Consider the following 24,950-nt stretch of genomic DNA (forward strand, 5'->3'; position numbering starts at 1 on the left):
CGCAAGGCAGTAAAGGAAGGGCGGCCCGGGCGACCGGGTCGCCCTTTCCTTTGCGCCCGCGCCGGCTAGGGTGCTCCCCATGACCTGGGCGACTGGCAAGCATGCACTCATCACCGGCGGCGGCACCGGAATCGGCGCCGGCGCGGCGCGGGCCCTGGCCAAGGCCGGGGCGAAAGTCTCGCTTCTCGGACGCCGAGGCGACCTCATCGAAGCAGTGGCGCAGGAGACCGGCGGCCGCGCCTTCGCCTGCGACGTCACCGATCCCGAAGCCCAGACCGCGGCCTTCGCGGCGGCCCGCGACGCGCACGGACCGTTCGACTTCGTCCTCCTCAACGCCGGTATCGGCGACAGCCGGCCTTTCCTTCGCACCAGGCGCGAGGCGTGGGACGCGATCATCGGAACCAACCTCACCGCGCTCTTCGACGGGGCGCAGCTGGCGCTCCCGGACCTGCAGGCGCCGGGCAAGCGGCTGGTGATCGTGGCCTCGGTCGCGGGCCTCAAGGGAGCCGCGATGGCCGCGCCCTATGTCGCCTCGAAGCATGGCGCGATCGGGCTGGCGAAGAGCCTCGCGCTCGAGTTCGCCAGGACCGGCCTCACCGTCAACGCCATCTGCCCGAGCTTCGTCGACACGCCCATGGTCGACGACAGCGCCGCGCGGATTTCGAAGGCGACCGGCAAGAGCATCGACGAGGCCCGCGCGTGGCTGGCGAGGACCAACGCCAACGGCCGCCTCATCACGGTCGACGAAGTCACCCACGCGATCATGCAGTTGCTCGATCCGGCGGCGAGCGGCGTCAACGGGGCCTGCGTCACGATCGACGGCGGGACGAGCGCCTGAACTAGCGGTAGGTGGCGACGACCGTCACCATCAGGCTCAAGGCGCATATTGCCGCGAAGACGCCGAGCCAGCGCTCCGGCCGACCGCCGAACAAGCCCGCCTTCGGGCGCGGACACAGGACCAGCAGGGCCAGCCCAAGCGGGAAAAGATAGCGTCCGCTCCAGCCGTCGACCACCGGCCCGCCGACCCGCGTCCACTGGAGATAGAGAAGGCTCAAGATCAGCGCGACCGTCAGCACCGCGATCCCCGCGCTCATCTGGCGGAAACGGCGGAGCGCCGGCGAGTGGTCCAGCGCCCTCTCCGACAGCAGCAGGACGACGGCCAACACCAGGACGGCGACCAGCCACAAGGGCTGCATCGTCACCGGCGGCCCGAAGGTCCCCGCCATCTCGAGGATCGAGCGCGGAATGAAGTCGGTCGTGAAGATTGTCCGGAGCAGGGTCGCGGCATAACCCAAGGGCGCGTGGAGGATCATCGCCAGTTGCCGGTCAGGCTCGACCATGCCGGACCAGGTTTCGTAACGAGCAGCGCTGAAGGCCTGGAGCTTGAGGAGCAGCATCCAGCCGATGCTGAGAAGGGCCCCGGGAAGTGTCGCCAGGGTGGTCACGACCCGCCGCTGCCCGGCACTGGCGAAGCGCTCGGCAGGGATTGCCAGCACGAGAAGCGGCATCAGCAGATAGGCCGACTTCGCTTGCGCCAGCAGGAAAGCGCTCCCGACGATCAGGCTCAAGTCGCGGCCACTGAACTTTCGATCCGCAGCGATCGCGCGCAGCACGGAGGCGGTGAAGAACAAGGCCAGCGCGGTGTTGAACTGGTCGGCATCGAAGGTGCTGCGCTGAAAGACCATCGGCGGCAGCAGGGCGAGCGCGGCGAGGCTGGCCTTGTGGAACGGGACGATCCGGATCGCCGCGAAGGTCAGTCCCAGCGCCGCGAGCAGTCCTGCGAGCCGACCCGCGAGGAAGATGCCGAGCGGATTGGCCCCCATCGCCTGCGCCGCGGCGATCACCGGGATCTGCGGCAAATAGGCGACCGGATGAAGCACCGCGATGGCATTGGGCTCAAGCAGCTTCGGGCGATCCGCGCCGAGCGGCTGGTCCCGCAGCCGTTGCCATTCGTCCACCGACAATCGGTAGGGCGGCTTCGCCCCTTCCGAAAAGCGAGCCGCGCCCGCGTCGAGGAAATCGGCGACACCACCCGGCACCATCACCGGCCGCACTCGCCATTCGCCGTTGGCGATGCCGACCGCGCGCTGGAAATTCGGTACCTCGTTCCCGCCGGCGAGCGGAGTGATGAGGAAGATGAGGGCAAGCCCGGTCAGCCCCGCAACGAGGAGGAAGACCCACTCGGGGCCGGGCCTCCGGAAGCGCGAGCCCCCCGCCCCGCTCACTCGAACTCGACGATGACCTGGTCGACCGCGAGGCTTTCGCCGGCCCCGGCGGGCGTCGCCTTAACCGTCGCGGCCTTCTCGGCGCGAAGGATGTTCTCCATCTTCATCGCCTCCATCACCGCGATCGGCTGGCCGGCCTCGACCTTGTCGCCCGGCTTGACGTCGAGGCGGGTCAGGAGGCCCGGCATCGGTGCGAGGAGGAAGCGCGAGAGATCGGGCGGGATCTTCTCGATCATGTGGCGCGCAAGGGCCGCGACCTCGGGGGTCATGACCGTGACCTTGTGGCTCGCCCCGCGCGTCGTCATCCGCCAGCTACGGCCCTGCCGGACCACCTGCACGGTGCGGCTGTGGGTACCGATCCGCGCGCTCACCTGCCGCTGGCCCGGCTGATAGTCGGCCTCGAAGGTCCGCGGCTCGCCGCCATCGACCACCACCTTGTCGAGCGTGAAGCTAACCCGGTGCTCGGCCCCGCCGTCGAGCCGAACGACATGGTCGCGCGCCGCGGCTGCGGGACGGCTCAATTGCTGGTCGATCTGCGCCGCACGGGTCTCGTGAACCGTGGCGATGAAGGCGGCGATGGCGGCAAGGTCGCCGGTCAGCGCCTCGTCGAGCGGCGCGCCCTGGAAACCGTCGGGATATTCCTCGGCGATGAAGCCGGTGGTCAGGTCACCCGAGCGGAAGCGCGGGTGCTGCATGATCGCCGAGAGGAAATCGACGTTGTGGCCGAGCCCTTCGATCCGGAAGGCGTCGAGCGCCTCGACCTGCTTGTTCGCCGCTTCGTCGCGGGTCGGAGCCCAGGTGACGAGCTTGGCGATCATCGGATCGTAGAACATCGACACTTCGCCGCCCTCGAACACGCCGTCGTCGACGCGCACGCCGTCGAGGCCGCGGCGGCCGTTGGCGGTGCCGTCATCGGTCCAGCCCGGTACGGGCGGCTGGTAGTGGACCAGGCGCCCGGTCGAGGGGAGGAAGCCGCGATAGGGATCCTCGGCATAGACCCGGTTCTCGATCGCCCAGCCGTCGATGCCGATGTCGGCCTGCGTGAACGGCAATTTCTCGCCGGCGGCGACGCGGATCATCTGCTCGACGAGATCGATGCCGGTGATCGCCTCGGTGACCGGATGCTCGACCTGGAGCCGGGTGTTCATCTCGAGGAAGTAGAAGCTCTTGCCGCTCGGGTCCTTGCCCGAGACGATCAGCTCGACCGTGCCCGCGCTGTAATAGCCGACCGCGCGGGCCAGCGCGACGCACTGCTCGCCCATCGCCTTGCGCATCTCGGGCGTGACGAAGGGCGACGGCGCTTCCTCGACCACTTTCTGGTGGCGGCGCTGGATCGAGCATTCGCGCTCGTTCAAATAAAGGATGTTGCCGTGCTGGTCGCCGAGGATCTGGATCTCGATGTGGCGCGGGTCTTCGATGAACTTCTCGATGAAGACGCGGTCGTCGCCGAAACTGTTCAGCCCCTCGCGCTTGGTCGCCTCGAAGCCTTCGCGGACGTCCTGTTCGGAATAGGCAAGGCGCATGCCCTTGCCGCCGCCGCCGGCCGAGGCCTTCATCATCACCGGATAGCCGATGTCGCCGGCGATCCGCACCGCATGCTCGGTATCCGCGATCTCGCCGACGAAGCCCGGAACGACGTTGACGCCCGCCGCCTTGGCGAGCTTCTTCGATTCGATCTTGTCGCCCATCGCGGCGATGGCCTTCACCGGCGGTCCGATGAAGGCGATGCCCTCGGCCGCCAGCGCTTCGGCGAAGCTGGTGCGCTCCGAGAGGAAGCCATAGCCCGGGTGGACGGCCTCGGCGCCGGTCGCCTTGCACGCCTCGATGATCTTGTCGGCGAGGAGGTAGGACTGCGCCGCGGGCGGCGGGCCGATGTGCACCGCCTCGTCCGCCATCTTCACAAAGGGCGCGCGGGCGTCGGCGTCCGAATAGACCGCGACGGTCTTGATGCCCATGGCCCGCGCCGTCTTGATGACCCGGCACGCGATTTCGCCGCGATTGGCGATGAGGATCTTGGAGAACATGGGTCCGGTGCCTAGCGCCCGAGCGAAGGCTTGAGAAGCGGCGCCGGTCAGTGCGTCAGGTTCTTGAGGAAACCGGTCACGAACGCGCTAACCGAGGCCGAGAAGAGCATGACGTTGATCATGACCATGCCGAAGGCCAGTTTGACCGACGTCCGCTCGGTTCGCCCGAGAATCTGCGTTCCGGCGGTGATCGCCATGAACAGCAGGCACAGGAAGGCGACCGCGCTCATGATCGCCACGGGCACAAGCAGCGTCGCATTGGGCTTGGCTCCGACCGCCTGCGCGAGGGCGAGCATGCCGCCCACCGCCACCAGCGCGAGGCCGGAAAGATGCTTGCAGAAGTCGTAGGTCGCAAACAGCGACTGTTCCTTCTGGCCGGTGCCGAGCGGCGGCGCCTCCGGATCGAGATCCCTGATCATCTCATTCATCCCCCGATGCTCTTCCACCACAGGACGAGAAACCCGCCCGCGCCCATCCCCAGAAACAGGATGGCGGTCTTGAGCATGATGCGCGGCGACATCTGCCGCCGTCCCGCGGTGGTGGCAACCTCCGCTACCCGTGCCGCGGCCGAGACGGCGAACACGCCGGCAAGCGCGACGCAGCCGGCGACGAAGCCGATGAGCGGCGGCTTGGCGACCAGCTTGTTTGCCGTCTGCGCCAGCGTCAGCACGCCGCCGAGCGCCAGTAGCGACAACGTCGTCAGGAACTTGGCGAAGTCGTAATGGAGCGGGTGGCCGGCCGCGTCGCCGCCCCGGTGCTCTCTGGTCTCATCCTCGTCGATCATCCGTCCCCCCGCGCCCAGTGATGGCGGGCGCCGGGGAAGCGGGCAAGATCATTCGGCGGCTTCGCCCAGCGGCGGCTTGTTGTGGCCGAGGAGGCGGAGCACTTCGTCGGCCGCGTCGGCGAGATTGGTGCCGGGACCGAAGATCGCCTGGACGCCCGCGGCGCGGAGTTCGGCATAGTCCTGCGCGGGGATGACGCCGCCCGCGATCACCTTGATGTCGGCGCGGCCCATGTCGCGGAGGTGGCCGATCAGCTCGGGAATGAGCGTCTTGTGGCCGGCCGCGAGGCTCGACGCCCCGACCACGTCGACTTGCGACTCGATCGCCAGTTCGGCCGCCTCGCGCGGGGTCTGGAAGAGTGGTCCGGGGACGATCTCGAAGCCGAGGTCACCGAAGGCCGAGCTGACGAGATTGGCGCCGCGGTCGTGGCCGTCTTGCCCCATCTTGGCGACCAGCATGCGCGGCTTGCGGCCGAGCCGCTGGGTGACGGTCACGGTCCCCTGCTTGGCCTCTTCCCAGCGCTGGTCGGCACGCTGCCCATAGATACCCGACACGGGCTCGGGCTTGGTGGCATAGCGACCGAACGCCCGCTCAAGCGCATCCGAAATCTCACCGAGGGTCGCGCGAACGCGGGCCGCCTCGACGCTGAGTTCGAGGAGATTGGCGCCGCCGCGCGCCCCCGTTTCGAGTGCTTCCAGCGCCGCCTGCACCCGGCCCTCGTCGCGTGTCGCACGCAGTGTCGCCAGCCGCTCGATCTGTCCGGCGCGGACCTTGGCGTTGTCGACTTCGAGGATGTCGAGCTCGGCTTCTTCCGAGAGGCGGTACCGATTGACGCCGACGATCACCGTCTCGCCCGTATCGACCTTGGCCTGGCGACCGGCAGCGGCCTCCTCGATCCGGCGCTTCGGGAGACCCGACTGCACCGCCTTGGTCATCCCGCCGAGGCCTTCGACTTCCTCGATCAGCGCCCAGGCCTTGTCCTCGAGTTCGCGGGTCAGCGCCTCGACGTACCAGCTTCCGCCGAGCGGATCGGCGACTGCGGTGACTCCGCTTTCCTCGGCGAGGATGAGCTGGGTGTTGCGCGCGATCCGGGCGGAGAAGTCGGTCGGCAGCGCAATCGCCTCGTCGAAGCTGTTGGTGTGGAGCGACTGGGTCCCGCCCAGCACCGCCGCCAGCGCCTCGATCGTCGTCCGGACGATGTTGTTGTAGGGATCCTGTTCGGTCAGCGACACGCCGCTCGTCTGGCAGTGCGTGCGCAGCAGCTTGGACTTTTCGGACTTGGCGCCGAGGTCGGTCATGATCCGGCCCCACAGGGTCCGCGCGGCGCGCATCTTGGCGACCTCCATGAAGAGGTTCATGCCGATGCCCCAGAAGAAGGACAGGCGCGGCGCGAAGGCGTCGACGTCGAGCCCGTTCGCCACCGCGGCGCGGACATATTCCATCCCGTCGGCGAGCGTGAAGGCGAGCTCCTGCACCGCCGTCGCCCCGGCCTCGTGCATGTGATAGCCCGAGATGGAGATGGAGTTGAACTTGGGCATCGCGCGGCTGGTGAAGGCGATGATGTCGCTGACGATGCGCATCGAGGGTTCGGGCGGATAGATGTAGGTGTTGCGGACCGCGAACTCCTTGAGGATGTCGTTCTGGATCGTGCCCGTCAGCGCGGCCCGGTCGACGCCCTGCTCCTCGCCCGCGACGATGAAGAAGGCGAGCACGGGCAACACCGCGCCGTTCATGGTCATCGACACCGACATCTCGCCGAGCGGGATGCCGTCGAACAGCAGCTTCATGTCCTCGACGCTGTCGATCGCGACGCCCGCCTTGCCGACGTCGCCGGTGACGCGCGGGTGGTCGCTGTCGTAGCCGCGGTGGGTGGCGAGATCGAAAGCGACGGAGAGCCCCTTCTGGCCCGCGGCGAGGTTGCGACGGTAGAAAGCGTTCGATTCCTCGGCGGTCGAGAAGCCCGCATATTGCCGGATGGTCCACGGCCGGCCGGCATACATCGTCGCATAAGGCCCGCGGGTATAGGGCGCCACGCCAGGGTAGCCGGGATCGATCCCAGCCGCATCCTCGGGACCGTAAACGGTCTTCAAGGTGATGCCCTCGGGCGTGGTGCGGCTGAGGTCCTGCCCACGCGATTCCTTGGCGGCGAGGGTCTTCCAGGCGTCTTGGCGTTCGTTCGACATGGCCCGCGCACTAGACCCAAGCGATGGCACGGAAAACCCCGCTCAATGCGCCTGACGCGGGCTTTCCATGATCTCGGTCAGGACCCCGCCCATGTCCTTGGGGTGGAGAAAGAAGATCGGCGTTCCGTGCGCGCCGATCCGGGTGGGGCCGAGGATGCGGGTGCCGAGCCCGTCGAAATGCGCGCGCGCGGCCTCGATGTCGGGGACCTCGAAGCAGACGTGATGCTGGCCGCCTTCGGGGTTCTTCTCGAGGAATTTCGCGATCGGGCTGTCGGGGCCGAGCGGCTCGATCAGTTCCACCTGCATGTTGGGCGCATCGACGAAGCACACCTTCACCCCCTGCGCGGGAAGGTCGAACGCCGGCGAAACAGGCTCCGCGCCGAAGACGCGGCGATACATGTCGAGGCTCCGCTCGATCGACGGGGTCGCGATCCCGACATGATTCAGGCGTCCGAGTTTCATAGATATAGTCCCGCAATTAGCAGACCGAAGCCAACGGCAATCAGAACGGCGTTAACCGCAACAGCGATCGATCGCCGAACCTCACGAAAGACAAATGACGAAACTCGCATGCGAGCGCGTCTTCCTGACACGAGGCATACAAGTTCAAACGTGCTGACGAGAATGACCACTGCTCCAGCGAGACAAAGGCTAATGGAAGTCACAACGGGATGTTATCGTGCTTCTTCCACGGGTTCTCGAGCTGCTTGTCCCGCAGCTTGCGGAGGCCCAGCGCCACTTTCCGACGGGTCTCGCGCGGCTGGATGACGTCGTCGATGAAGCCCATGCTCGCCGCTACGAACGGATTGGCGAAACGCTCTTCATATTCCTTGGTGCGCTGCGCGATCGCCCCGGCGTCGCCGATGTCCTTGCGGAAGATGATCTCGACCGCGCCCTTGGCCCCCATCACCGCGATCTCGGCGGTCGGCCAGGCATAGTTCAAGTCGCCGCGCAGATGCTTCGAAGCCATGACGTCATAGGCGCCGCCATAGGCTTTTCGAGTGATGACGGTGATCTTCGGCACGGTCGCCTCGGCGTAGGCGAACAGCAGCTTCGCGCCATGCTTGATGATGCCGTTATGTTCCTGGCCGACGCCGGGGAGAAAGCCCGGCACGTCGACGAAGGTCAGGATCGGAATCTCGAACGCGTCGCAGAAGCGGACGAAGCGCGCGGCCTTCTTGGACGAGTTGATGTCGAGGACGCCGGCCAGCACGGTCGGCTGGTTGGCGACGACCCCGACGGTGCGTCCCTCGATCCGGCAGAAGCCGATGATGATGTTGGCGGCGTGCGCGGGCTGGAGCTCGAAGAAATCGCCCTCGTCGGCGACCTTCCGGATCAGCTCGTGCATGTCGTAGGGCTGGTTGGCCGAGGGCGGGATCAAGGTGTCGAGGCTGCCGTCCTCGCGGTCCCACGCATCCTCGGTCGGCCGCTCGGGGACGGGAACGCGGTTCGACAAGGGCAGGAAGTCGAAGAATTCGCGCACGCCCAGCAGCGCGTCGATGTCGTTCTCGAAGGCGAGATCGGCGACACTGCTCTTGGTCGTGTGCGTGATCGCCCCGCCGAGTTCTTCCTGCGTGACGACCTCGTTGGTGACGGTTTTCACGACGTCGGGTCCGGTGACGAACATGTAGCTCGAATCCTTCACCATGAAGATGAAGTCGGTCATCGCCGGCGAATAGACCGCCCCGCCCGCGCACGGGCCCATGATGAGGCTGAGCTGCGGCACGACGCCGCTGGCAAGCACGTTGCGCTGGAACACCTCGGCATAGCCGGCGAGGCTGGCGACGCCCTCCTGGATGCGCGCGCCGCCCGAATCGTTGAGGCCGATCACCGGCGCGCCGACCTTCATCGCCGCGTCCATGATCTTGCAGATCTTTTGCGCGTGGCGTTCCGACAGCGAGCCGCCGAACACGGTGAAGTCCTGCGCGAAGACGTAAACAAGCCGGCCGTTGATCGTGCCGCTGCCCGTGACCACGCCGTCGCCGGGAAAGCGCTGGTCGGCCATGCCGAACTCGGTCGCATTATGTTCGACGAAGGCGTCGACCTCCTCGAAGCTGCCGGGATCGAGAAGGACGGTGAGGCGCTCGCGCGCGGTCAGGCGGCCCTTGGCGTGCTGGGCGTCGATGCGCTTCTCGCCGCCCCCCATCTGGGCGGCGGCGCGGCGGCGTTCGAGTTCGGCGATGGTGCTGCTCATGGGTTCAGCCTTTCGCCCCGGCTTGGTTATCCGTCAACTCGACCAGTCCGGCGGCGGTGAGATGCTCACGCAAGTTTCACAACCGGAACCAACGCTCCGGGCGAACCGTTGAACTCTTGAACTGAGGGGTGGGTTCGTCGTCCGCTCCCCGGAACCACTTACCCCCTGCACCCCCGCTTCCCAGGCGAGGTCCCGTGCCGGGCAACCGTGTTCGATTAGTACTACCCACCCCTTCGTAGAGAGGTTCCACGCGCATGTTCGGACAAGTCGGCGTTCACGACTCTGGTTCATCCCCAGTCCCGGCATTTTCGAACAAGGGCACGACCCTTCTCTGCTTCTCGCACCTTCGATGGGATTTCGTCTTCCAGCGGCCGCAGCACCTGATGAGCCGGTTCGCCAAGGACATGCCGGTCGTCATCTGGGAAGAGCCGGTGCCCGCGCCGGGCGGCGAAGGGCCGTCGCTCGACGTCCGTCCCGCCAAGGGCATGGACAATGTGACGCTGGTCACGCCGCACCTTCCCGAGGGCCTCGACGTCGATGCCGAGCGCACCGTCCTCAAGGGGCTCCTCGACCAATATGTGTCGGGGACCGAAGGACGCCTGATCCGCTGGTACTACACCCCGATGATGCTGCCATTCTCGCGCCACCTCGACGCGGTCGCGACCGTCTATGACTGCATGGACGAACTGTCGGCGTTCCGCTTTGCCCCGACCGAATTGCTCGATCTCGAGCGCGAATTGCTGGAGATCGCCGACATCGTCTTCACCGGCGGCTATTCGCTCTACGAGGCCAAGAAGAAGCGCCACGGAAACGTCCATCCCTTCCCCTCGTCGGTCGACCGCGCGCACTTCGGCGCAGCCCGTTCGGGCATCGTCGATCCCGCCGACCAGGCCGGCATCGCTCGTCCGCGCTTCGGCTTCTACGGCGTGATCGACGAGCGGCTCGACATCGAGCTGCTCGACAAGGTCGCGGAGGCTCGTCCCGACTGGCAGCTCATCATGGTCGGCCCGGTGGTCAAGATCAGCCACGACGACCTGCCCAAGCGGCCCAACATCCACTACCTCGGCGGCAAGACCTACGACGAGCTCCCGGCCTATCTCGGCAACTGGGATGTGGCGATGATGCCGTTCGCCATCAACGAGGCGACGCGGTTCATCTCGCCGACCAAGACCCCCGAATATCTCGCCGCGGGCAAGCCGGTCGTCTCGACCCCGATCCGCGACGTCAAGCGCCACTACGAGAAGCTGTCGGGGGTGATGATCGCCGGCACCGCCGAGCAGTTTGTCGATGCCTGCGAGCGGGCGCTGTCGCTGGGCCAGACCAGCCCCGACTGGCTCGCCGAGGTCGACCTCGCGCTGGCCGACATGAGCTGGGACACGACCCAGGCGCGCATGGCGGCGCTCCTTGCCGACGTCACCGAGCAGGGCCGCAAGGTCGAGCGTCCGGCCTTCGGCCAGGGTCACTTCACCCACGCCGGCAACCGCCGGAAATACGACTATCTGATCGTCGGCTGCGGCTTCGCCGGCTCGGTCCTGGCCGAGCGGCTGGCCACCCAGCACGGCGCGCGCGTCCTGATGCTCGACAAGCGCGACCACATCGGCGGCAACGCCTATGACGAGCTCGACCGCAACGGCATCCTCTACCACAAGTACGGGCCGCACATCTTCCACGCGAACTCGGATGAGATCGTCAGCTATCTCTCGCAGTTCACCCAGTGGCGCCCCTATGAGCATCGCGTTCTCGCCAGCGTGCGCGACAAGCTGGTCCCGATCCCGATCAACCGGACGACGCTCAACGAATTGTTCGACGCCGGGCTCAAGACCGACGAGGAGGCCGCGGCTTTCCTCGCGGCGCGGGCCGAGCCGGTCGCCGACATCCGCACCAGCGAAGACGTGGTCGTCAATGCCGTCGGGCGCGAGCTCTACGAGCTCTTCTTCCAGGGCTATACCCGCAAGCAGTGGGGCCTCGACCCGAGCGAGCTCGACAAGCTGGTGACGGCACGGATCCCGACCCGCACCAACACCGACGACCGCTACTTCACCGACACGCACCAGATCATGCCGCTCAACGGCTACACCAAGATGTTCGAGAAGATGCTCGACCATCCGCTGATCGACCGGCAGCTGGGCACCGACTTCCGCGACGTGCGCAACGACATCGACGCCGCGCACATCATCTACACCGGGCCGATCGACGAATATTTCGACTGGAAGTACGGCAAGCTTCCCTATCGCTCGCTGCGCTTCGTGCATTCGACGATCGACAAGGAACAATTCCAGGAAGTGGGGACGGTCAATTATCCCTCGACCGACATCCCCTACACCCGGATCAGCGAATACAAGCACCTGACCGGGCAGAAGCACCCGAAGACCACGATCACGCTCGAATATCCGAGCGCGGAAGGCGATCCCTACTATCCGATCCCGCGACCGGAGAATCAGGCGCTCTTCAAGAAGTATGAAGCGCTGGCCGACTCGACGCCTGGCGTGACCTTCGTCGGACGTCTCGCGACCTATCGCTACTACAACATGGACCAGATCGTCGGGCAGGCGCTCGCCACCTTCCGTCGCATGGACCAGGCCCGGAGCAGGGTCGGTGCGTCGAGCCAGGAGCTTCGTCTGGCCATCTAGGCCAGGCGTTCTCCTGCCGCGCCGATGGAGCGCCCGCCTCCTGCCCTTGAACTATGGGGTGGGGTCGAATGCTCGTTCGTGCGGGTCGGCGACATCGTTCGCGACCAGCTGGTCGAGACGGGCCATGCCACGCGCCTGACGGACATCGACGCACTCGCCGACCTCGGCATCCGGGCGGTGCGCTACCCGATCCTGTGGGAAAAGGTGACGCGCCCCGACGGCAGCCTCGACTTCGCATGGCATGACGAGCGACTTCGCCGGCTCCGCGATCGCGGAGTGGATGTCGTCGCGGGGCTGCTCCACCATGGCACCGGGCCGGCCGGCACGGCGCTGACCGATCCCGACCTTGCCGGGAAGCTGGCCGAATTCGCCCGTGCCGTCGCCACGCGCTATCCGTGGATCCGGCGCTGGACCCCGGTCAACGAGCCCTTCACGACGGCGCGCTTTTCCTATCTCTACGGTATCTGGCAGCCGCACCGGACCAGCTTCGACGAGGCGCTGCGGGTGCTGGTGAACGAGGTCGAGGCGACGGCCTCGGCCATGGCCGCGATCCGCGCGGTGGTGCCCGGCGCCGAGCTGGTCGCGACCGAGGACCTCGGCAAGACCTTCTCGACCGCCGAGCTCGCCTATCAGGCCGCGCACGAAAACCATCGCCGCTGGCTGACCTTCGACCTGATGACCGGGCGGGTCGACAAGCGGCATCCCTTTTACGGCTGGCTGGTCAGGGCCGGGGTCGCGCCCGGGCGACTTGAAGCGCTCCGCGACGGCCGGGCCCGCCCCGATATCCTCGCGATCGACCATTATCTGACCAGCGAGCGCTATCTCGACCACCGGGTCGAGTGCTATCCGGGGGTCGAACCGGGTCACAATGGCCGCCACCATTACGTCGACGTCGAGGCCGTTCGGGTCCCGCACCTCACCCGTCGGCTCGGCCCGGGCAAGCGGCTCCTCGAAGCCTGGCGCCGCTACCGCATCCCGCTGGTCGTGGGCGAGGTTCATCATGGTTGCAGCCGTGAGGAGCAGCTCCGCTGGCTGGCGCAGGTCTGGCGCGAGACCGAGGACGCGCGCGCCTCCGGCGCCGACGTCCGCGCCGTCACCTTGTGGGCGCTGTTCGGCGCGGTCGACTGGCGCTCGCTGATGACCAGGCGTGAAGGCAGCTACGACACCGGCGCCTTCGAGACTCGTGGCCCGGTCGCGCGACCGACCCTCGTCGCCAAGGCCGCGGCCACGCTCGCCCGGACCGGCCGGTTCGACCATCCCGCGCTCGACGCACCGCCGTGGTGGCGGCGGCCGGCGCGGGTCACATGGACGACCCGCACCTTGCGCGAAGCCCCCCTCCCCGGACGTCCGCTGCTCGTGACCGGCGGCGGAGGGCGGCTCGGTCACGCATTCTCTACGCTCTGCCATCATCGCGGGCTTCGTCACGTCCTGACGAACCGCGCCGCGCTCGACATCACCGATGCGGTTGCCATCGAGCATGCGCTCGATCAGGTCCAGCCGTGGGCGGTAATCAATACCGCCGGCTTCGTTCGCGTCCCCGAGGCCGAGCACGAGCACGACGATTGCTTCGCGATCAACACCACCGGTCCCGAGCTGCTCGCCACCGCCTGCCACCGGCGCGGGATCCCGCTGGTCACCTTTTCATCCGACCTCGTCTTCGACGGCCAGCTCGGCCGCCCTTATGTCGAGCCCGATCCCACCAGCCCCGCCACAGTCTACGGGCGGAGCAAGGCCGAAGCCGAGGACCGGGTGATCGCGATCGATCCGCAGGCATTGATCATCCGCACCAGTGCCTTTTTCGGACCGTGGGATCGCCGCAATTTCCTCCACGACACGCTCGACAAGCTGGAGCGGGGGGAAGAAGTGGCGGCGAGCGACAATGCGGTCGTCACCCCGACCTATTTGCCCGACCTCGTCCATGCGACACTCGACCTGTTGCTCGATGGCGAACACGGCATCTGGCACCTGGCCAACCAGGGCAGCATCAGCTGGCACGGCCTTGCCCGCGAGATCGCCGACCGGACCAAGTTCAGTGCGCGGCCGATTGTCGACAGCGGCGGGCCCCGAACCGACAACAGCCTTGGCACCAGCCGCGGGCAGATCCTCCGTCCGCTCGACCACGCCCTCGACGACTTCGTTCGCGCGTCCGGGCATCGGCCGGGCTGATGCGGATGCGTCACGGATTGAACCGCGCATGATCCTCATGCTTTGACGGTCTGGATGGACAAGCCCGCACCCCCGCCCTCGCATTGGCCGCAGCGCCTCTATCTGGTTCGTCATGGCCAGAGCCAGGGCAATGTCGCGCGCGACAAGTCGGAGGCCGAGGGGCTTCCCACCATCGGCATCGACATGCGCGACGTCGACGTGCCGTTGTCGAAGCTCGGCGAGCAGCAGGCGGTGGCCGCCGGGCAATGGTTCGCAGCGCTGCCCGAGTCGCAGCGGCCCGAAGTCATTCTCTCCTCGCCTTATCTTCGCGCGCGCCAGACCGCGCATGCCATCTGCGAAGCGGGCGGCCTCGCCGGCGGACGGGCACGGACGGTCATCGACGAGCGCCTGCGCGAGCGCGAGTTCGGGGTGTTCGACGGCCTGACCGCGCTCGGCATCCGTCAGAATTATCCAGAAGAAGCCGCGCACCGCGCCCGGCTCGGCAAATTCTACCACCGCCCGCCCGGCGGCGAGAGCTGGGCCGACGTCATCCTGCGGCTGCGCTCGGCGATGAACTCGATCAATCTGCACTATAACGGGCGGCGGGTGCTGATCGTCTGCCACCAAGTGGTGGTGCTGTGCATGCGCTACATCCTCGAGGAACTGGACGAGAGCCAGATCCTCGCGATCGACAAGTCGGCGGAGATTCTGAACTGCGGCATCTGCGCCTTCGACTTCGAGGTGCAGGAACTCGATTGCGCGCCCAGGCTCGCGCTGTGGAACCAGGCCGCGCCGCTCGAGGAGAAGGGCGCGCCCGTCACCGCCGAGCCCGACCGGATGGCCGGCAGCCGGTGACCGAGCCGACGCCGCTCGACGAGAAGCTGCTGCGTTCGCGGCCGCTTCCGGAGATCGGCAGCGGCGACAAGGACAAGCGCGGCAGCATCCTCATCATCGCCGGCAGCCGCGAGGTCGCGGGCGCGGCGCTGCTGACCGCGCTGGGCGCCATGCGCGCGGGCGCGGGTCGCCTGCAGATCGCCACCGCCGAATGCGCCGCGACCGGCCTGTCGGTCTCGATGCCCGAGGCGATGGTCCGGGGGCTCGCCGAGGGCCGCAACGGCGGGTTCGCCGCGTCCACCATCGGACCGCTGGCCGCGCTTGCCGCCAAGGCCGACGTCGTGGTCGCCGGGCCCGGGATCGAGGGCAGCGGCACCACGCCGCAACTGGCCGAAGCGCTCGCTCGGCAATGCTCGAAGCTGGTGCTCGACGCGGCCCTGCTCCATGCCCTTCCCGACCGCTGCCGGCAGATCGCCGAGGCGCCGTCGACCCCCGTCCTCCTGCCGCATTCGGGCGAAATGGCGAGCCTGCTCGGCCGCGAAGAGGCGGAGATTGCCGCCGATCCCGTCAAGGCCGGCCGGGACTGCGCCGGCCGCTACCAGGCCGTGACCCTCGTCAAGGGCGTCGCCAGCCACATCGTCGCGCCCGACGGCCAGTTGTTCCGCTACGAGGGCGGCGGTCCCGGCCTCGGGGTTTCGGGCTCGGGCGACACGCTCGCCGGCATCGTCGGCGGCCTGCTCGCCCGCGGCGCCGACCCGCTCACCGCCTTGCTGTGGGGTGTCTGGTGCCATGGAGAGGCGGGCAAGCGCCTCGCCGAGCGCATCGGCGCCCTCGGCTATCTCGCGCGCGAGATCCCGGACGAGGTGCCCGGGATCCTGCGCGACATGGGTCAGCTCACGCCGTAGTCGTCGAGTTCGTCGCCCGCGATCCGGACCACGTGCAGCACGTTGGTCGAACCGGCCTTCCCGAACGGCACGCCCGCAAGGACGATGATCTGGTCACCCTGCCCGCCGAGCTGGTGGCGAAGCGCCATGCGCTTGGCCTTGCCGACCATCTCCTCGAAGCTCGCGACGTCGCGGGTGTGGACCGCGTGGACGCCCCAGACGAGGCCCATGCGCCGCGCCACGCTCTTGCTCGCGGTCATCACCAGAAGCGGCACCGGGCCGCGTTCGCGCGCGATCCGGCGCGCGGTCGAACCGGTCGAGGTGTAGCAGACGAACGCCGCCACCTTGACCGTGGTCGCGATGTTGCCGGCGCTTTCGGCCAGCGCGTCGGCGGTGGTCGCCTCGGCCGGGGTCGCGGTGAAGTGGACGCGAGCGGCGTAGTTCGGGTCCATTTCGACCGTCCGGCCGATCCGGTCCATCATCGCCACCGCTTCGACCGGGAACTGCCCGGCGGCGCTTTCGGCCGACAGCATCACCGCATCGGCACCGTCGTAGATCGCGTTGGCGACGTCGCTCACCTCGGCCCGCGTCGGGGTCGGCGAGGTGATCATGCTCTCGAGCATCTGGGTCGCGACGACCACCGGCTTGCCGAGCTCGCGGGCCCGGGCGACGATCTGCTTCTGGAGCGGCGGGACTTCCTCGGCCGGGAGCTCGACCCCGAGATCGCCGCGGGCGACCATCACCGCATCGGCATGCTCAAGGATTCCCTCGAGCCGCTCGATCGCCGCGGGCTTCTCGATCTTGACCATCAGCGCGGCGCGGTCGCCGATCAGCGCGCGCGCCTCGATCACGTCTTCGGCCCGCTGGACGAACGACAGCGCGATGTAATCGGCATTCTGCGATAATGCGAACTGGAGGTCGTCGCGGTCCTTTTCGGTCAGCGCAGGGATCGGGACCAGCACGTCGGGGACGTTGACGCCCTTGTTGTCGCTAACCTTGCCGCCGACCTCGACGATGGTCTCGATGCGGTTGGCCGAGACCGCCGCGGCGCGAAGCCGGATCTTTCCGTCGTCGATCAGGAGCTGGTCGCCCTCGCGCACCGCCGCAAACAGCTCGGGATGCGGAAGCTCGACCCGCTCGGCGGTGCCGGCAACGTTGCTGTCGTCGAGGATGAAGCGCCCGCCGCTCTCGAGGAATGCTTTGCCGCCCTCGAATCGCCCGACCCGGAGCTTGGGCCCCTGAAGGTCGAACAGAATCGTCGTCGGGCGCTTATATTCTTCCTCGAGCGAGCGGATGGTCTGGACCAGCAGCGCCTTCGACGCCTGATCGCCATGGCTCATGTTGATCCGGAAGGCGTCGGCCCCGCAGTGCATGAGCTTCGCGATCATCTCGCGATTGTCCGACGCGGGCCCGAGGGTCGCCAGGATCCTGACCTTGCGTCCACGCGGACCGACCGACTTCGCCACTTTACCCACCTCTTTATGTTGCCCTGTCGCCATAGCGGCCAACGCCCTGACTTCAACCGCTTGGCGGGGTCAGCCCACTAGCCTAAGGGGCGCGCCGCATACCTATTCACCGGGAGAGGGAATCATGTCCGACGGCAACGTCGCCGCCGACCAGCTGCGCTTGTTCATCGAGCGCATCGAGCGGCTCGAAGAAGAAAAGAAGGGTGTCGCCGACGACATCAAGGACGTCTACGCCGAGGCCAAGGCCAACGGCTACGACACCAAGACCATGCGGCAGGTCGTCCGCCTCCGGAAGATGGAGAAGCACGCCCGCGACGAGGCCGATGCCTTGCTCGAAACCTATCGCAATGCGCTGGGCCTGCATTAAGATCGGACGCAAAGGGGGACCGTCATGATCATTACCACCACCTCGACGCTCGAGGGCCGTCCGGTTCGCGACTATCTCGGCCTCGTCGGGGGCGAGGTCATCGTCGGCGCCAACGTCTTCAAGGATGTGCTCGCCTCGATCAGCGACTTTCTCGGTGGCCGCTCGGGCGCCTACGAAAGCTCGATCCAGGAAGCCCGCGCGCAGGCGATGCAGGAGATGGAAGCCTCGGCCCGCCGGCTCGGCGCCGACGCGGTGATCGCGGTCGACTTCGACTATGAAGTCATCGGCAAGAACGGTTCGATGCTCATGGTCTGCGTCTGCGGCACGGCAGTCCGGCTCGGCTGAGCATGGCCGGTCAGACCACCACGGCTGACCTCATCGAGCGGCTTCTCACCCGCTCGGACATCGATATCGGCGAGGAGGAGAAACGGGTCCTCGCCGCCATCGCCGCCGGTACGGCGAGCAGCCGCGACGTCAACGACGAAGCTTCGGCGCGGTCCAGTTTCGGCGACCACCTGTCCGACCGGGTGGCCGCGGTCGGGGGCAGCTGGGGCTTCATCATCGGCTTTGCGGTGGTGCTGTTCGGCTGGATGCTGCTCAACAGCGGTGTGCTGAACCGGGTCGGCCTCGCGTTCGACCCCTATCCGTACATCTTCCTCAATCTGATGCTCTCGACCCTGGCCGCGATCCAGGCCCCGATCATCATGATGAGCCAGAACCGGCAGGCCGCGAAGGACCGGCTGGCCGCGCAGCTCGATTATGAGACCAACCTGCGCGCCGAGCTCGAACTGCTCCGTCTCCATCACAAGGTCGACGAACTGCTCGCGGCCAGGGCCGAGGGCGAGCTTCGCGACCTCCATGCCAAGGTCGACCGGCTGCTTGCCGGGCAGGCGCCGACGATTGAGCCCGGGCCCCAAGCTGGCTAGAGGCGTCCGCGACATTTTCTCAGCGGGACACCCATGGCCGGCCATTCCAAATTCAAGAACATCATGCATCGCAAGGGCGCGCAGGACAAAAAGCGCTCGGGCATGTTCTCCAAGCTCAGCCGCGAAATCACCGTCGCGGCCAAGATGGGCCTGCCCGATCCCGACATGAACCCGCGTCTTCGCGCCGCGGTCAACGCCGCCAAGGCGCAGTCGATGCCCAAGGACAATATCCAGCGCGCGATCGACAAGGCGAGCAAGGGCGACGCGGAGAATTACGAGGAAGTGCGCTACGAGGGCTATGGCCCCAATGGCGTCGCGATCATCGTCGAGGCGCTGACCGACAACCGCAACCGCACCGCCACCAACGTCCGCACCGCCTTCTCCAAGAACGGCGGCAATCTCGGCGCGAGCGGCAGCGTCGCCCACGGCTTCGAGCGGCTCGGCCTGATCGAATATCCGGCCAGCGCCGGCGACGAGGACAAGGTCATGGAAGCCGCGATCGAGGCCGGCGCCGACGACGTCCAGAGCGACGAGGACGGCCACCAGATCTGGACCCAGACCGACGGCATGCACGATGTCGCAAAAGCGCTCGAGGCGGCGCTCGGCGAAGCCTCGGCGGTCAAGCTGGCGTGGAAGCCGACGCTGACCACCGAAGTCTCGGGCGACGCGGTCGCCAGCCTGATGAAGCTGGTCGACGCACTCGAAGACGACGACGACGTCCAGACCGTCTGGGGCAATTACGACATCTCGGACGACGAGCTGGCGAAGCTCGGCTGAGCGCTGCCCCGATGATCATCCTCGGCCTCGACCCCAGCCTGTCCTCGACCGGCTGGGGCGTGATCCGGGCCGAGGGCAACCGCCTCGCACATGTCGCGAACGGCCAGATTAAGACCAGGCCGAATGCGCCCATGCCCGAGCGCCTCGCGGCCCTCGCGGGCGCGATCGAGGCGGTCGTCTCCGAGCACCGCCCGACCGCGGCCGGCGCCGAGGAAGTGTTCGTCAACCAGAACCCCGCCTCGACCCTCAAGCTCGCGCAGGCGCGCGGGGTGGTGCTGATGTGCATGGGCCGCGCCGGCATCGCGGTCGGCGAATATGCCCCCACCCTCGTCAAGAAGGCGGTGGTCGGAACCGGAGGCGCGTCCAAGGACCAGGTTCACGCGATGGTGAAGATCCTGCTCCCTGGCGTCAGGATCGCCGGCGAGGACGCCTCGGACGCCCTCGCCGTCGCCATCACCCACGCGCATCATCTGGCCTCGGCAAGGCGCCTCGGCTGAGGGTCAGGCCTCCGCGCCAGCCAGCTCCGCCTGCCGCTCGCCCACCTCGCGGCCCTCGATGAACGCCAGGAGATCGGCGTTGATCACATCGGCGTGGGTGGTCGCCATGCCGTGCGGGAAGCCCGGATAGATCTTGATCCGCCCGTCCTTGAGCAGCTTGATCGAACGCAGCGCCGAGATTCGGTAGGGCACGATCTGGTCGTCGTCGCCATGCATGACGAAGACCGGCACCTCGATCTTCCTGAGGTCGTCCGAGAAATCGGTCTCGGAAAAGGCCTTGATGCAGTCATACTGGGCCTTGATCCCGCCCATCATGCCCTGCCGCCACCAGTTGCGGATGACGCCCTCGATCGGCTGCACACCGTCGCGGTTGAACCCGTAAAAGGGCCCCGAGGCGACATCGAGATAGGTCTGGGCGCGATTGGTCGCGACACCCGCGCGGTAGCCGTCGAACGCCTCCATCGGAATGCCCTCGGGATTGTCCTCGCCGACCAGCATCCGCGGCGGCACCGCGCCGAGGATCGCCGCCTTGGCGACCCGCCCCGGCTCGGCCCGAGCGACATAATGGACGACCTCTCCGCCGCCGGTCGAATGACCGACATGGACGGCGTTGCGCAGGTCGAGATGCGCGGCCAGCTCGATCAGGTCGGCGGCATAGGTGTCCATCTCGTTTCCGTGGGTGGTCTCTTCCGAACGGCCATGCCCGCGGCGGTCGTGGGCGATCACCCGGTAGCCCTTGTTCAGGAAGAACATCACCTGCGCGTCCCAGTCGTCGGCGCTGAGCGGCCAGCCGTGATGGAAGGCGATCGGCTGGGAGTCCCTCGGCCCCAGATCCTTGAAGAAGATGCTCGTCCCGTCGCTGGTCGTGAACCTCGGCATGACATGCTCCTTTCGCTTGGGTCCCCACCCCGGCGACTCGTGCCTTGCTCACCATAACATGTCGGGCATCGAACATTGTGACAGTGCTGCGGGGCCTCGACGGCATGGGGGGCAGCCCGCTACGAAACGCAGCATGATCGCCCGCCTCGTCGGCAACCTCGTCGAAACCTCGCCCGACAGCGCCGTCATCGACGTGCGCGGCGTCGGCTATCTGGTGCTCGCCAGCGGCAAGACGCTGGCCGCGCTGCCTGCGCCCGGCGGTGAGGTCATCCTGCTGACCGAGCTTCAGGTCCGCGAGGATTCGATGACCCTCTTCGCCTTCGGTTCGGCGGCCGAGCGCGAGGCCTTTCGCCAGTTGACCAGCGTCCAAGGCGTGGGCGGCAAGGTCGCGCTGGCGATCCTCACCATCCTCACCCCCGACGAACTCGCCCGCGCGGTTTCGGCGGGCGACAAGGCGATGATCGCCCGGGCGAGCGGGGTCGGCCCCAAGCTCGCCCAGCGCATCGCGCTCGAGCTCCAGGGCAAGCTCGGCCTCCCCGCCGCCCTCGCGCCCGGCATCCCCGCGGCCACCGGCGGCTTCACCAACGACGCCATGTCCGCCCTCGCCAACCTCGGCTTCAAGCCCGCCGAAGCCAGCGCTGCCGTCGCCCGGGCCGCCGAAGAGCTCGGCCCCGACGCGACCCTCGACGCGCTGGTCCGCCTCGCGCTTCGCAAGGCCGCCAAATGAGCGAGCATCGCGCCTCCTGCCGCTGCGGCCAGCTTCATGCGGTCGCGTCGGGCGATCCCGTCCGGGTCTCGGCCTGCCACTGCCTCAATTGCCAAAAGCGGAGCGGCAGCGCCTTTGCGGTCCAGGCGCGCTGGCCATCGGACAAGGTCACCATTGCCGGGGACGCCCATGTCTTTCGCAAGGTCGGCGACAGCGGCAACTGGGCGACCTTCCATTTCTGCCCATCCTGCGGGTCCGACCTCTACTTCACCAACGGTGGGCCCTCGGTCCACCCGGCGGTCGCCGACAGCCTCGCCATTCCGCTCGGCGCTTTCGACGACCCCCATTTCTTGACGCCGCAATTCTCGATCTTCGAAAGCCGCAAGCACAAGTGGCTTGAAGTCACCGGCGACGGGATCCACCACGACTGATGGCCTCCGACCCCTCGCCCCTCACCACGCCCGAGCGCACCGCCGAGGACGTCGACGCCGCGCTCCGGCCGAAGCACCTCGACGAATTCGTCGGCCAGCAGGGCGCGCGCGAAAACCTGCGCGTCTTCATCGCCGCCGCCAAGGCGCGGGGCGAAGCGCTCGACCACGTCCTCTTCTTCGGCCCGCCGGGGCTCGGCAAAACCACCCTCGCGCAGATCGTCGCGCGCGAAATGGGCGTCGGCTTCCGCGCTACCTCGGGCCCGGTCATCGCCAAGTCGGGTGACCTTGCCGCGCTGCTCACCAACCTCGAGGACGGCGACGTCCTGTTCATCGACGAAATTCACCGGCTCAATCCGGCGGTCGAGGAAGTCCTCTATCCTGCCATGGAGGACCGGGCGCTCGATCTCGTCATTGGCGAGGGGCCGTCGGCGCGCTCGGTCCGGATCGACCTTCCCCGCTTCACCTTGGTCGGCGCGACCACCCGGCAGGGGCTGCTCACCACCCCGTTGCGCGACCGGTTCGGCATTCCGGTCCGCCTCAACTTCTACACCGTCGAGGAACTCGAAAAGGTCGTCGCCCGCGCCGCCATCCTGCTCGGCGCCCCGGTCAGCCCCGACGGCGCGCACGAGATCGCCCGCCGCAGCCGCGGCACCCCGCGAATCGCCGGCCGCCTGCTCCGGCGGGTCCGCGACTTCGCCCATGCCGCGGGCGCCGAGACCATCGATGCCGCCACCGCCGACCGCGCACTCGGCCGGCTCGAGATCGACGCCCTCGGGCTCGACGCCATGGATCGCCGCTACCTCCACATGATCGCCGATCTCTATGGCGGCGGCCCGGTCGGGGTGGAGACGCTCGCGGCCGGCCTCAGCGAGCCCAGGGACACGATCGAGGACGTGATCGAGCCCTACCTCATTCAGCTCGGCCTCATCGCCCGGACTGCACGCGGGCGCTGTCTCAACGGCAAGGCCTGGACCCATCTCGGCCTGACGCCGCCCGCGGGCACCTCGAGCGGCCTGTTCGACTAGGAGAATAAGCGTGTCGCTTCTGCTTGCCATCGCCGCCCAGGCTGCCGCCACCCAGGCCACGCCCGCCGCCGTCGCACCCGATTATGAAAAGGACGCGAGCTGGATCTGCCTGCCGGGCCGCCGCGACGTCTGCTCGACCCCGCTGGCGACCACCGCGCTGAGCAAGAACGGCTACGGCTCGAACGGCCTCAGCACAATTGCATCGAACCCGAAGCTCGACTGCTTCTACGTCTACCCGACCGTGAGCCAGGACCGCGGGTTCAACAGCGACCTCAAGCCCGACCTCGAGACCGGCGCGACCCTCACCCAGTTCGCGCGCTTCGCCGGCGTCTGCCGGACCTTCGCTCCCATCTACCGCCAGATGACCTCGGCGGCGATTGGGGCGGCCGCGCTCGGCCGGGACCTCACGCCCAATTTCGAGGTCGCCTATGGCGACGTTCGGAGCGCCTTCCGCAACTTCCTCGCCACCCGCGCCAAGGGCCGGCCCTTCGTCCTCGTCGGCCACAGCCAGGGGAGCTGGATGCTGCAGACGCTGATCGCGCGCGAGATCGAGGGCAAGCCGGCGGCGCGCCAGATGGCGCTTGCGATCATCCCCGGCTTCAACGTGCTGGTGCCCGAGGGCAAGCTCGTCGGCGGGACCTTCGCCTCGACCCCGCTCTGCACCCGCCTCGGCCAGAAGGGCTGCGTCGTGGCGTATTCGAGCTACCGGACCAACAACCCGCCGCCGCCGGGCGCGTTGTTCGGCTATGCGGCCAAGCCCGGCTTCACAGTCGCCTGCACCAATCCCGCCGCGCTGGGATCACGGGGCTGGGCACCGCTCGACAGCTATTGGTACACCCGCTCCGAGCTGCCCGTGCCCGGCGGTCCGATCAGCTGGTCGAGCGAGGGCAAGCCGCCAACACCCTTCGTCCGCACCGAGGGCCTCGCCTCGGGCCGCTGCGTCAATGCCGGCCCGCGCGGCTACCTCGAGATCCGCACCAACGTCACGCCGGGCGCCAAATGGACCGACCGGATCGGCGGCGAAGTCGGGCTCGGCGGCTTCTTCATCCCCGGTTGGGGGATGCATCTCGCCGACGTGTCCGCACCGCAGGGTAATCTCATCCGGCTGGTCGAGGCGGTTGCCCGCTAGTCGGCCAGCCAGAAAAGCTCCTCGACCGGTCGCTCGAGGGCGAGGGCGAGCTTCAGCGCCAGGACGGTCGAGGGCACGAACACCCCGTTTTCGACCGTGTTGATCGTCTTGCGAGTCACCGCGCAGCGTTCGGCGAGCTCGGCCTGGGTCAGGCCAAGCGCTCCGCGCCGCTCCTTGAGGCGATTGCCGAGCCGGTCGCTCATGCCTCCAGCCCGCGCTGCGCGGCGCGTTCAAGCATGAGGAACTGCAGGAGGCCGATGCCGAGGCTGAGGCTGATCACCAGGTGCAGCGCGCCGCGCACGCTGATCGGGGCGACCGGCATCATGGTATAGACGAGCGCGCCCAGCCCGACCGCAGCGATGAACGCGCTTCGGGTCGCGATCAGCCGATTCATCCGCGTGCTCTCGTCGTCGATCATGTCGCGCAATGCCTTCGGTGCGAACCAGAAGCCACGGGTGACGAGCAGCAGCATCAGCAGCAGGGTCAGCACCGCCCACGCCCCGATCTTGACGTGATCGACGGCCCGTTCGCCATCGACGGCCGCAAAGTAGATCGCCTGCTGCGACAGATAAATCACCAGCACCGCAGGCAGCATTCGCATCCTCCGCTGCTCATATCGCTCGGCCTGTTCCCCGAGGCTTTCGGCCGGGCGGCGGCGGTCGCGCAGTTTGGCAAAGAGCACCAGCAAAAGGGCGAAACCGATGCCGACCAACAGCCCCCACGAATAATCGCTCATCACAAACTCCTGTAACCTGTAAGTTACAGGTAACCTTCGCGTTACTTCGCTGTCAAGCGGTGGTTCAAGCGGGGTTTCGTCGCACATCCGGCACGGCTAGAGGCTCGGTC

Annotated in this window: 25 protein-coding genes; 14 read left to right on the forward strand and 11 right to left on the reverse strand. The window is 67.6% G+C overall.

Going from position 1 to position 24,950, the window contains the following annotated elements; genetic code table 11:
- Window positions 1-79: 79 nt before the first annotated feature.
- Window positions 80-838, forward strand: coding sequence for an SDR family NAD(P)-dependent oxidoreductase (locus ABD693_RS02705; RefSeq protein ID WP_344695452.1), 759 nt, complete (start codon window positions 80-82; stop codon window positions 836-838).
- A gap of 1 nt (window position 839) precedes the next feature.
- On the opposite strand, the gene ABD693_RS02710 is transcribed toward ABD693_RS02705, so the two are convergent.
- The 7 genes from ABD693_RS02710 to ABD693_RS02740 all read right to left on the reverse strand — a co-directional run bounded on the left by ABD693_RS02710 (window position 840) and on the right by ABD693_RS02740 (window position 9,408).
- The gene (locus ABD693_RS02710) at window positions 840-2,225 is read right to left on the reverse strand and encodes a DUF2142 domain-containing protein (protein ID WP_344695453.1); all 1,386 of its coding nucleotides are present in this window, start codon (window positions 2,223-2,225) and stop codon (window positions 840-842) included.
- A complete protein-coding gene (locus ABD693_RS02715; RefSeq protein WP_344695454.1) occupies window positions 2,222-4,249 on the reverse strand; it encodes an ATP-binding protein in 2,028 nt (675 codons plus the stop codon). Before ABD693_RS02715 ends, ABD693_RS02710 begins: the two co-directional genes overlap by 4 nt.
- Window positions 4,250-4,296: 47 nt before the next feature.
- Window positions 4,297-4,677 carry a hypothetical protein gene (locus tag ABD693_RS02720; RefSeq protein ID WP_344695455.1) on the reverse strand — a complete coding sequence of 127 codons (381 nt, stop codon included), beginning with the start codon at window positions 4,675-4,677 and terminating at the stop codon, window positions 4,297-4,299.
- Window positions 4,674-5,033 (reverse strand): hypothetical protein, encoded by a 360-nt coding sequence (locus tag ABD693_RS02725; protein ID WP_344695456.1) that lies wholly within the window; start codon window positions 5,031-5,033, stop codon window positions 4,674-4,676. The genes ABD693_RS02720 and ABD693_RS02725 overlap by 4 nt, the downstream gene beginning before the upstream one ends.
- Before the next feature lie 48 nt (window positions 5,034-5,081).
- On the reverse strand, window positions 5,082-7,214 hold the full coding sequence (scpA, locus tag ABD693_RS02730; RefSeq protein ID WP_344695457.1) for a methylmalonyl-CoA mutase: 2,133 nt from the start codon (window positions 7,212-7,214) through the stop codon (window positions 5,082-5,084).
- Window positions 7,215-7,256: 42 nt separating this feature from the next.
- Window positions 7,257-7,676 carry a methylmalonyl-CoA epimerase gene (mce, locus tag ABD693_RS02735; RefSeq protein ID WP_344695458.1) on the reverse strand — a complete coding sequence of 140 codons (420 nt, stop codon included), beginning with the start codon at window positions 7,674-7,676 and terminating at the stop codon, window positions 7,257-7,259.
- A gap of 199 nt (window positions 7,677-7,875) precedes the next feature.
- The gene (locus ABD693_RS02740; protein ID WP_344695459.1) at window positions 7,876-9,408 is read right to left on the reverse strand and encodes an acyl-CoA carboxylase subunit beta; all 1,533 of its coding nucleotides are present in this window, start codon (window positions 9,406-9,408) and stop codon (window positions 7,876-7,878) included.
- A gap of 383 nt (window positions 9,409-9,791) precedes the next feature.
- On the opposite strand from ABD693_RS02740, the gene glf reads away from it, so the two are divergent.
- The 4 genes from glf to ABD693_RS02760 all read left to right on the forward strand — a co-directional run bounded on the left by glf (window position 9,792) and on the right by ABD693_RS02760 (window position 15,922).
- Window positions 9,792-12,038, forward strand: a complete 2,247-nt coding sequence (glf, locus tag ABD693_RS02745; RefSeq protein WP_344695460.1) for a UDP-galactopyranose mutase — start codon at window positions 9,792-9,794, stop codon at window positions 12,036-12,038.
- A gap of 78 nt (window positions 12,039-12,116) precedes the next feature.
- On the forward strand, window positions 12,117-14,204 hold the full coding sequence (locus ABD693_RS02750) for a family 1 glycosylhydrolase (protein ID WP_344695461.1): 2,088 nt from the start codon (window positions 12,117-12,119) through the stop codon (window positions 14,202-14,204).
- Window positions 14,205-14,258: 54 nt separating this feature from the next.
- Window positions 14,259-15,038, forward strand: a complete 780-nt coding sequence (locus ABD693_RS02755) for a histidine phosphatase family protein (RefSeq protein WP_344695462.1) — start codon at window positions 14,259-14,261, stop codon at window positions 15,036-15,038.
- Window positions 15,035-15,922, forward strand: a complete 888-nt coding sequence (locus ABD693_RS02760) for an NAD(P)H-hydrate dehydratase (protein ID WP_344695463.1) — start codon at window positions 15,035-15,037, stop codon at window positions 15,920-15,922. The genes ABD693_RS02755 and ABD693_RS02760 overlap by 4 nt, the downstream gene beginning before the upstream one ends.
- Here ABD693_RS02760 and pyk read toward each other — a convergent pair.
- Window positions 15,907-17,367 carry a pyruvate kinase gene (gene pyk / locus ABD693_RS02765; protein ID WP_344695464.1) on the reverse strand — a complete coding sequence of 487 codons (1,461 nt, stop codon included), beginning with the start codon at window positions 17,365-17,367 and terminating at the stop codon, window positions 15,907-15,909. The two genes, ABD693_RS02760 and pyk, sit on opposite strands and share 16 nt — an antisense overlap.
- A 124-nt stretch (window positions 17,368-17,491) precedes the next feature.
- On the opposite strand from pyk, the gene ABD693_RS02770 reads away from it, so the two are divergent.
- From ABD693_RS02770 to ruvC, 5 genes are read left to right on the forward strand one after another with little or no spacing between them, the layout of a single operon-like run.
- On the forward strand, window positions 17,492-17,734 hold the full coding sequence (locus tag ABD693_RS02770; protein ID WP_344695465.1) for a DUF2312 domain-containing protein: 243 nt from the start codon (window positions 17,492-17,494) through the stop codon (window positions 17,732-17,734).
- Between the two features lie 24 nt (window positions 17,735-17,758).
- Window positions 17,759-18,079, forward strand: a complete 321-nt coding sequence (locus tag ABD693_RS02775) for a YbjQ family protein (protein ID WP_344695466.1) — start codon at window positions 17,759-17,761, stop codon at window positions 18,077-18,079.
- A 2-nt stretch (window positions 18,080-18,081) separates the two neighbouring features.
- A complete protein-coding gene (locus ABD693_RS02780; protein WP_344695467.1) occupies window positions 18,082-18,660 on the forward strand; it encodes a DUF1003 domain-containing protein in 579 nt (192 codons plus the stop codon).
- Window positions 18,661-18,693: 33 nt separating this feature from the next.
- Window positions 18,694-19,437 (forward strand): YebC/PmpR family DNA-binding transcriptional regulator, encoded by a 744-nt coding sequence (locus ABD693_RS02785; RefSeq protein WP_344695468.1) that lies wholly within the window; start codon window positions 18,694-18,696, stop codon window positions 19,435-19,437.
- Between the two features lie 11 nt (window positions 19,438-19,448).
- Window positions 19,449-19,934, forward strand: coding sequence for a crossover junction endodeoxyribonuclease RuvC (gene ruvC / locus ABD693_RS02790; RefSeq protein ID WP_344695469.1), 486 nt, complete (start codon window positions 19,449-19,451; stop codon window positions 19,932-19,934).
- A 3-nt stretch (window positions 19,935-19,937) separates the two neighbouring features.
- Here the strand turns inward: ruvC and ABD693_RS02795 are convergent, their stop codons facing one another.
- A complete protein-coding gene (locus ABD693_RS02795) occupies window positions 19,938-20,813 on the reverse strand; it encodes an alpha/beta fold hydrolase (protein WP_344695470.1) in 876 nt (291 codons plus the stop codon).
- Between the two features lie 133 nt (window positions 20,814-20,946).
- Here ABD693_RS02795 and ruvA point away from each other — a divergent pair, with 133 nt between their 5' ends.
- From ruvA to ABD693_RS02815, 4 genes are read left to right on the forward strand one after another with little or no spacing between them, the layout of a single operon-like run.
- Window positions 20,947-21,540: a Holliday junction branch migration protein RuvA gene (gene ruvA / locus ABD693_RS02800; RefSeq protein ID WP_344695472.1), complete on the forward strand. Its 594-nt coding sequence runs from the start codon at window positions 20,947-20,949 to the stop codon at window positions 21,538-21,540.
- Window positions 21,537-21,950 carry a GFA family protein gene (locus ABD693_RS02805; RefSeq protein WP_344695474.1) on the forward strand — a complete coding sequence of 138 codons (414 nt, stop codon included), beginning with the start codon at window positions 21,537-21,539 and terminating at the stop codon, window positions 21,948-21,950. The genes ruvA and ABD693_RS02805 overlap by 4 nt, the downstream gene beginning before the upstream one ends.
- Entirely contained in the window at window positions 21,950-22,975 is a 1,026-nt protein-coding gene (ruvB, locus tag ABD693_RS02810) for a Holliday junction branch migration DNA helicase RuvB (protein WP_344695475.1), read from the forward strand. The genes ABD693_RS02805 and ruvB overlap by 1 nt, the downstream gene beginning before the upstream one ends.
- Before the next feature lie 10 nt (window positions 22,976-22,985).
- A complete protein-coding gene (locus ABD693_RS02815; RefSeq protein WP_344695476.1) occupies window positions 22,986-24,104 on the forward strand; it encodes a DUF3089 domain-containing protein in 1,119 nt (372 codons plus the stop codon).
- On the opposite strand, the gene ABD693_RS02820 is transcribed toward ABD693_RS02815, so the two are convergent.
- A complete protein-coding gene (locus tag ABD693_RS02820) occupies window positions 24,101-24,307 on the reverse strand; it encodes a helix-turn-helix transcriptional regulator (protein WP_344695477.1) in 207 nt (68 codons plus the stop codon). The genes ABD693_RS02815 and ABD693_RS02820 overlap by 4 nt on opposite strands.
- A complete protein-coding gene (locus ABD693_RS02825; RefSeq protein ID WP_344695478.1) occupies window positions 24,304-24,927 on the reverse strand; it encodes a hypothetical protein in 624 nt (207 codons plus the stop codon). Before ABD693_RS02825 ends, ABD693_RS02820 begins: the two co-directional genes overlap by 4 nt.
- Window positions 24,928-24,950 lie beyond the last annotated feature (23 nt).

This window comes from Sphingomonas rosea (assembly GCF_039538065.1).
GTDB lineage: Bacteria > Pseudomonadota > Alphaproteobacteria > Sphingomonadales > Sphingomonadaceae > Sphingomicrobium > Sphingomicrobium rosea.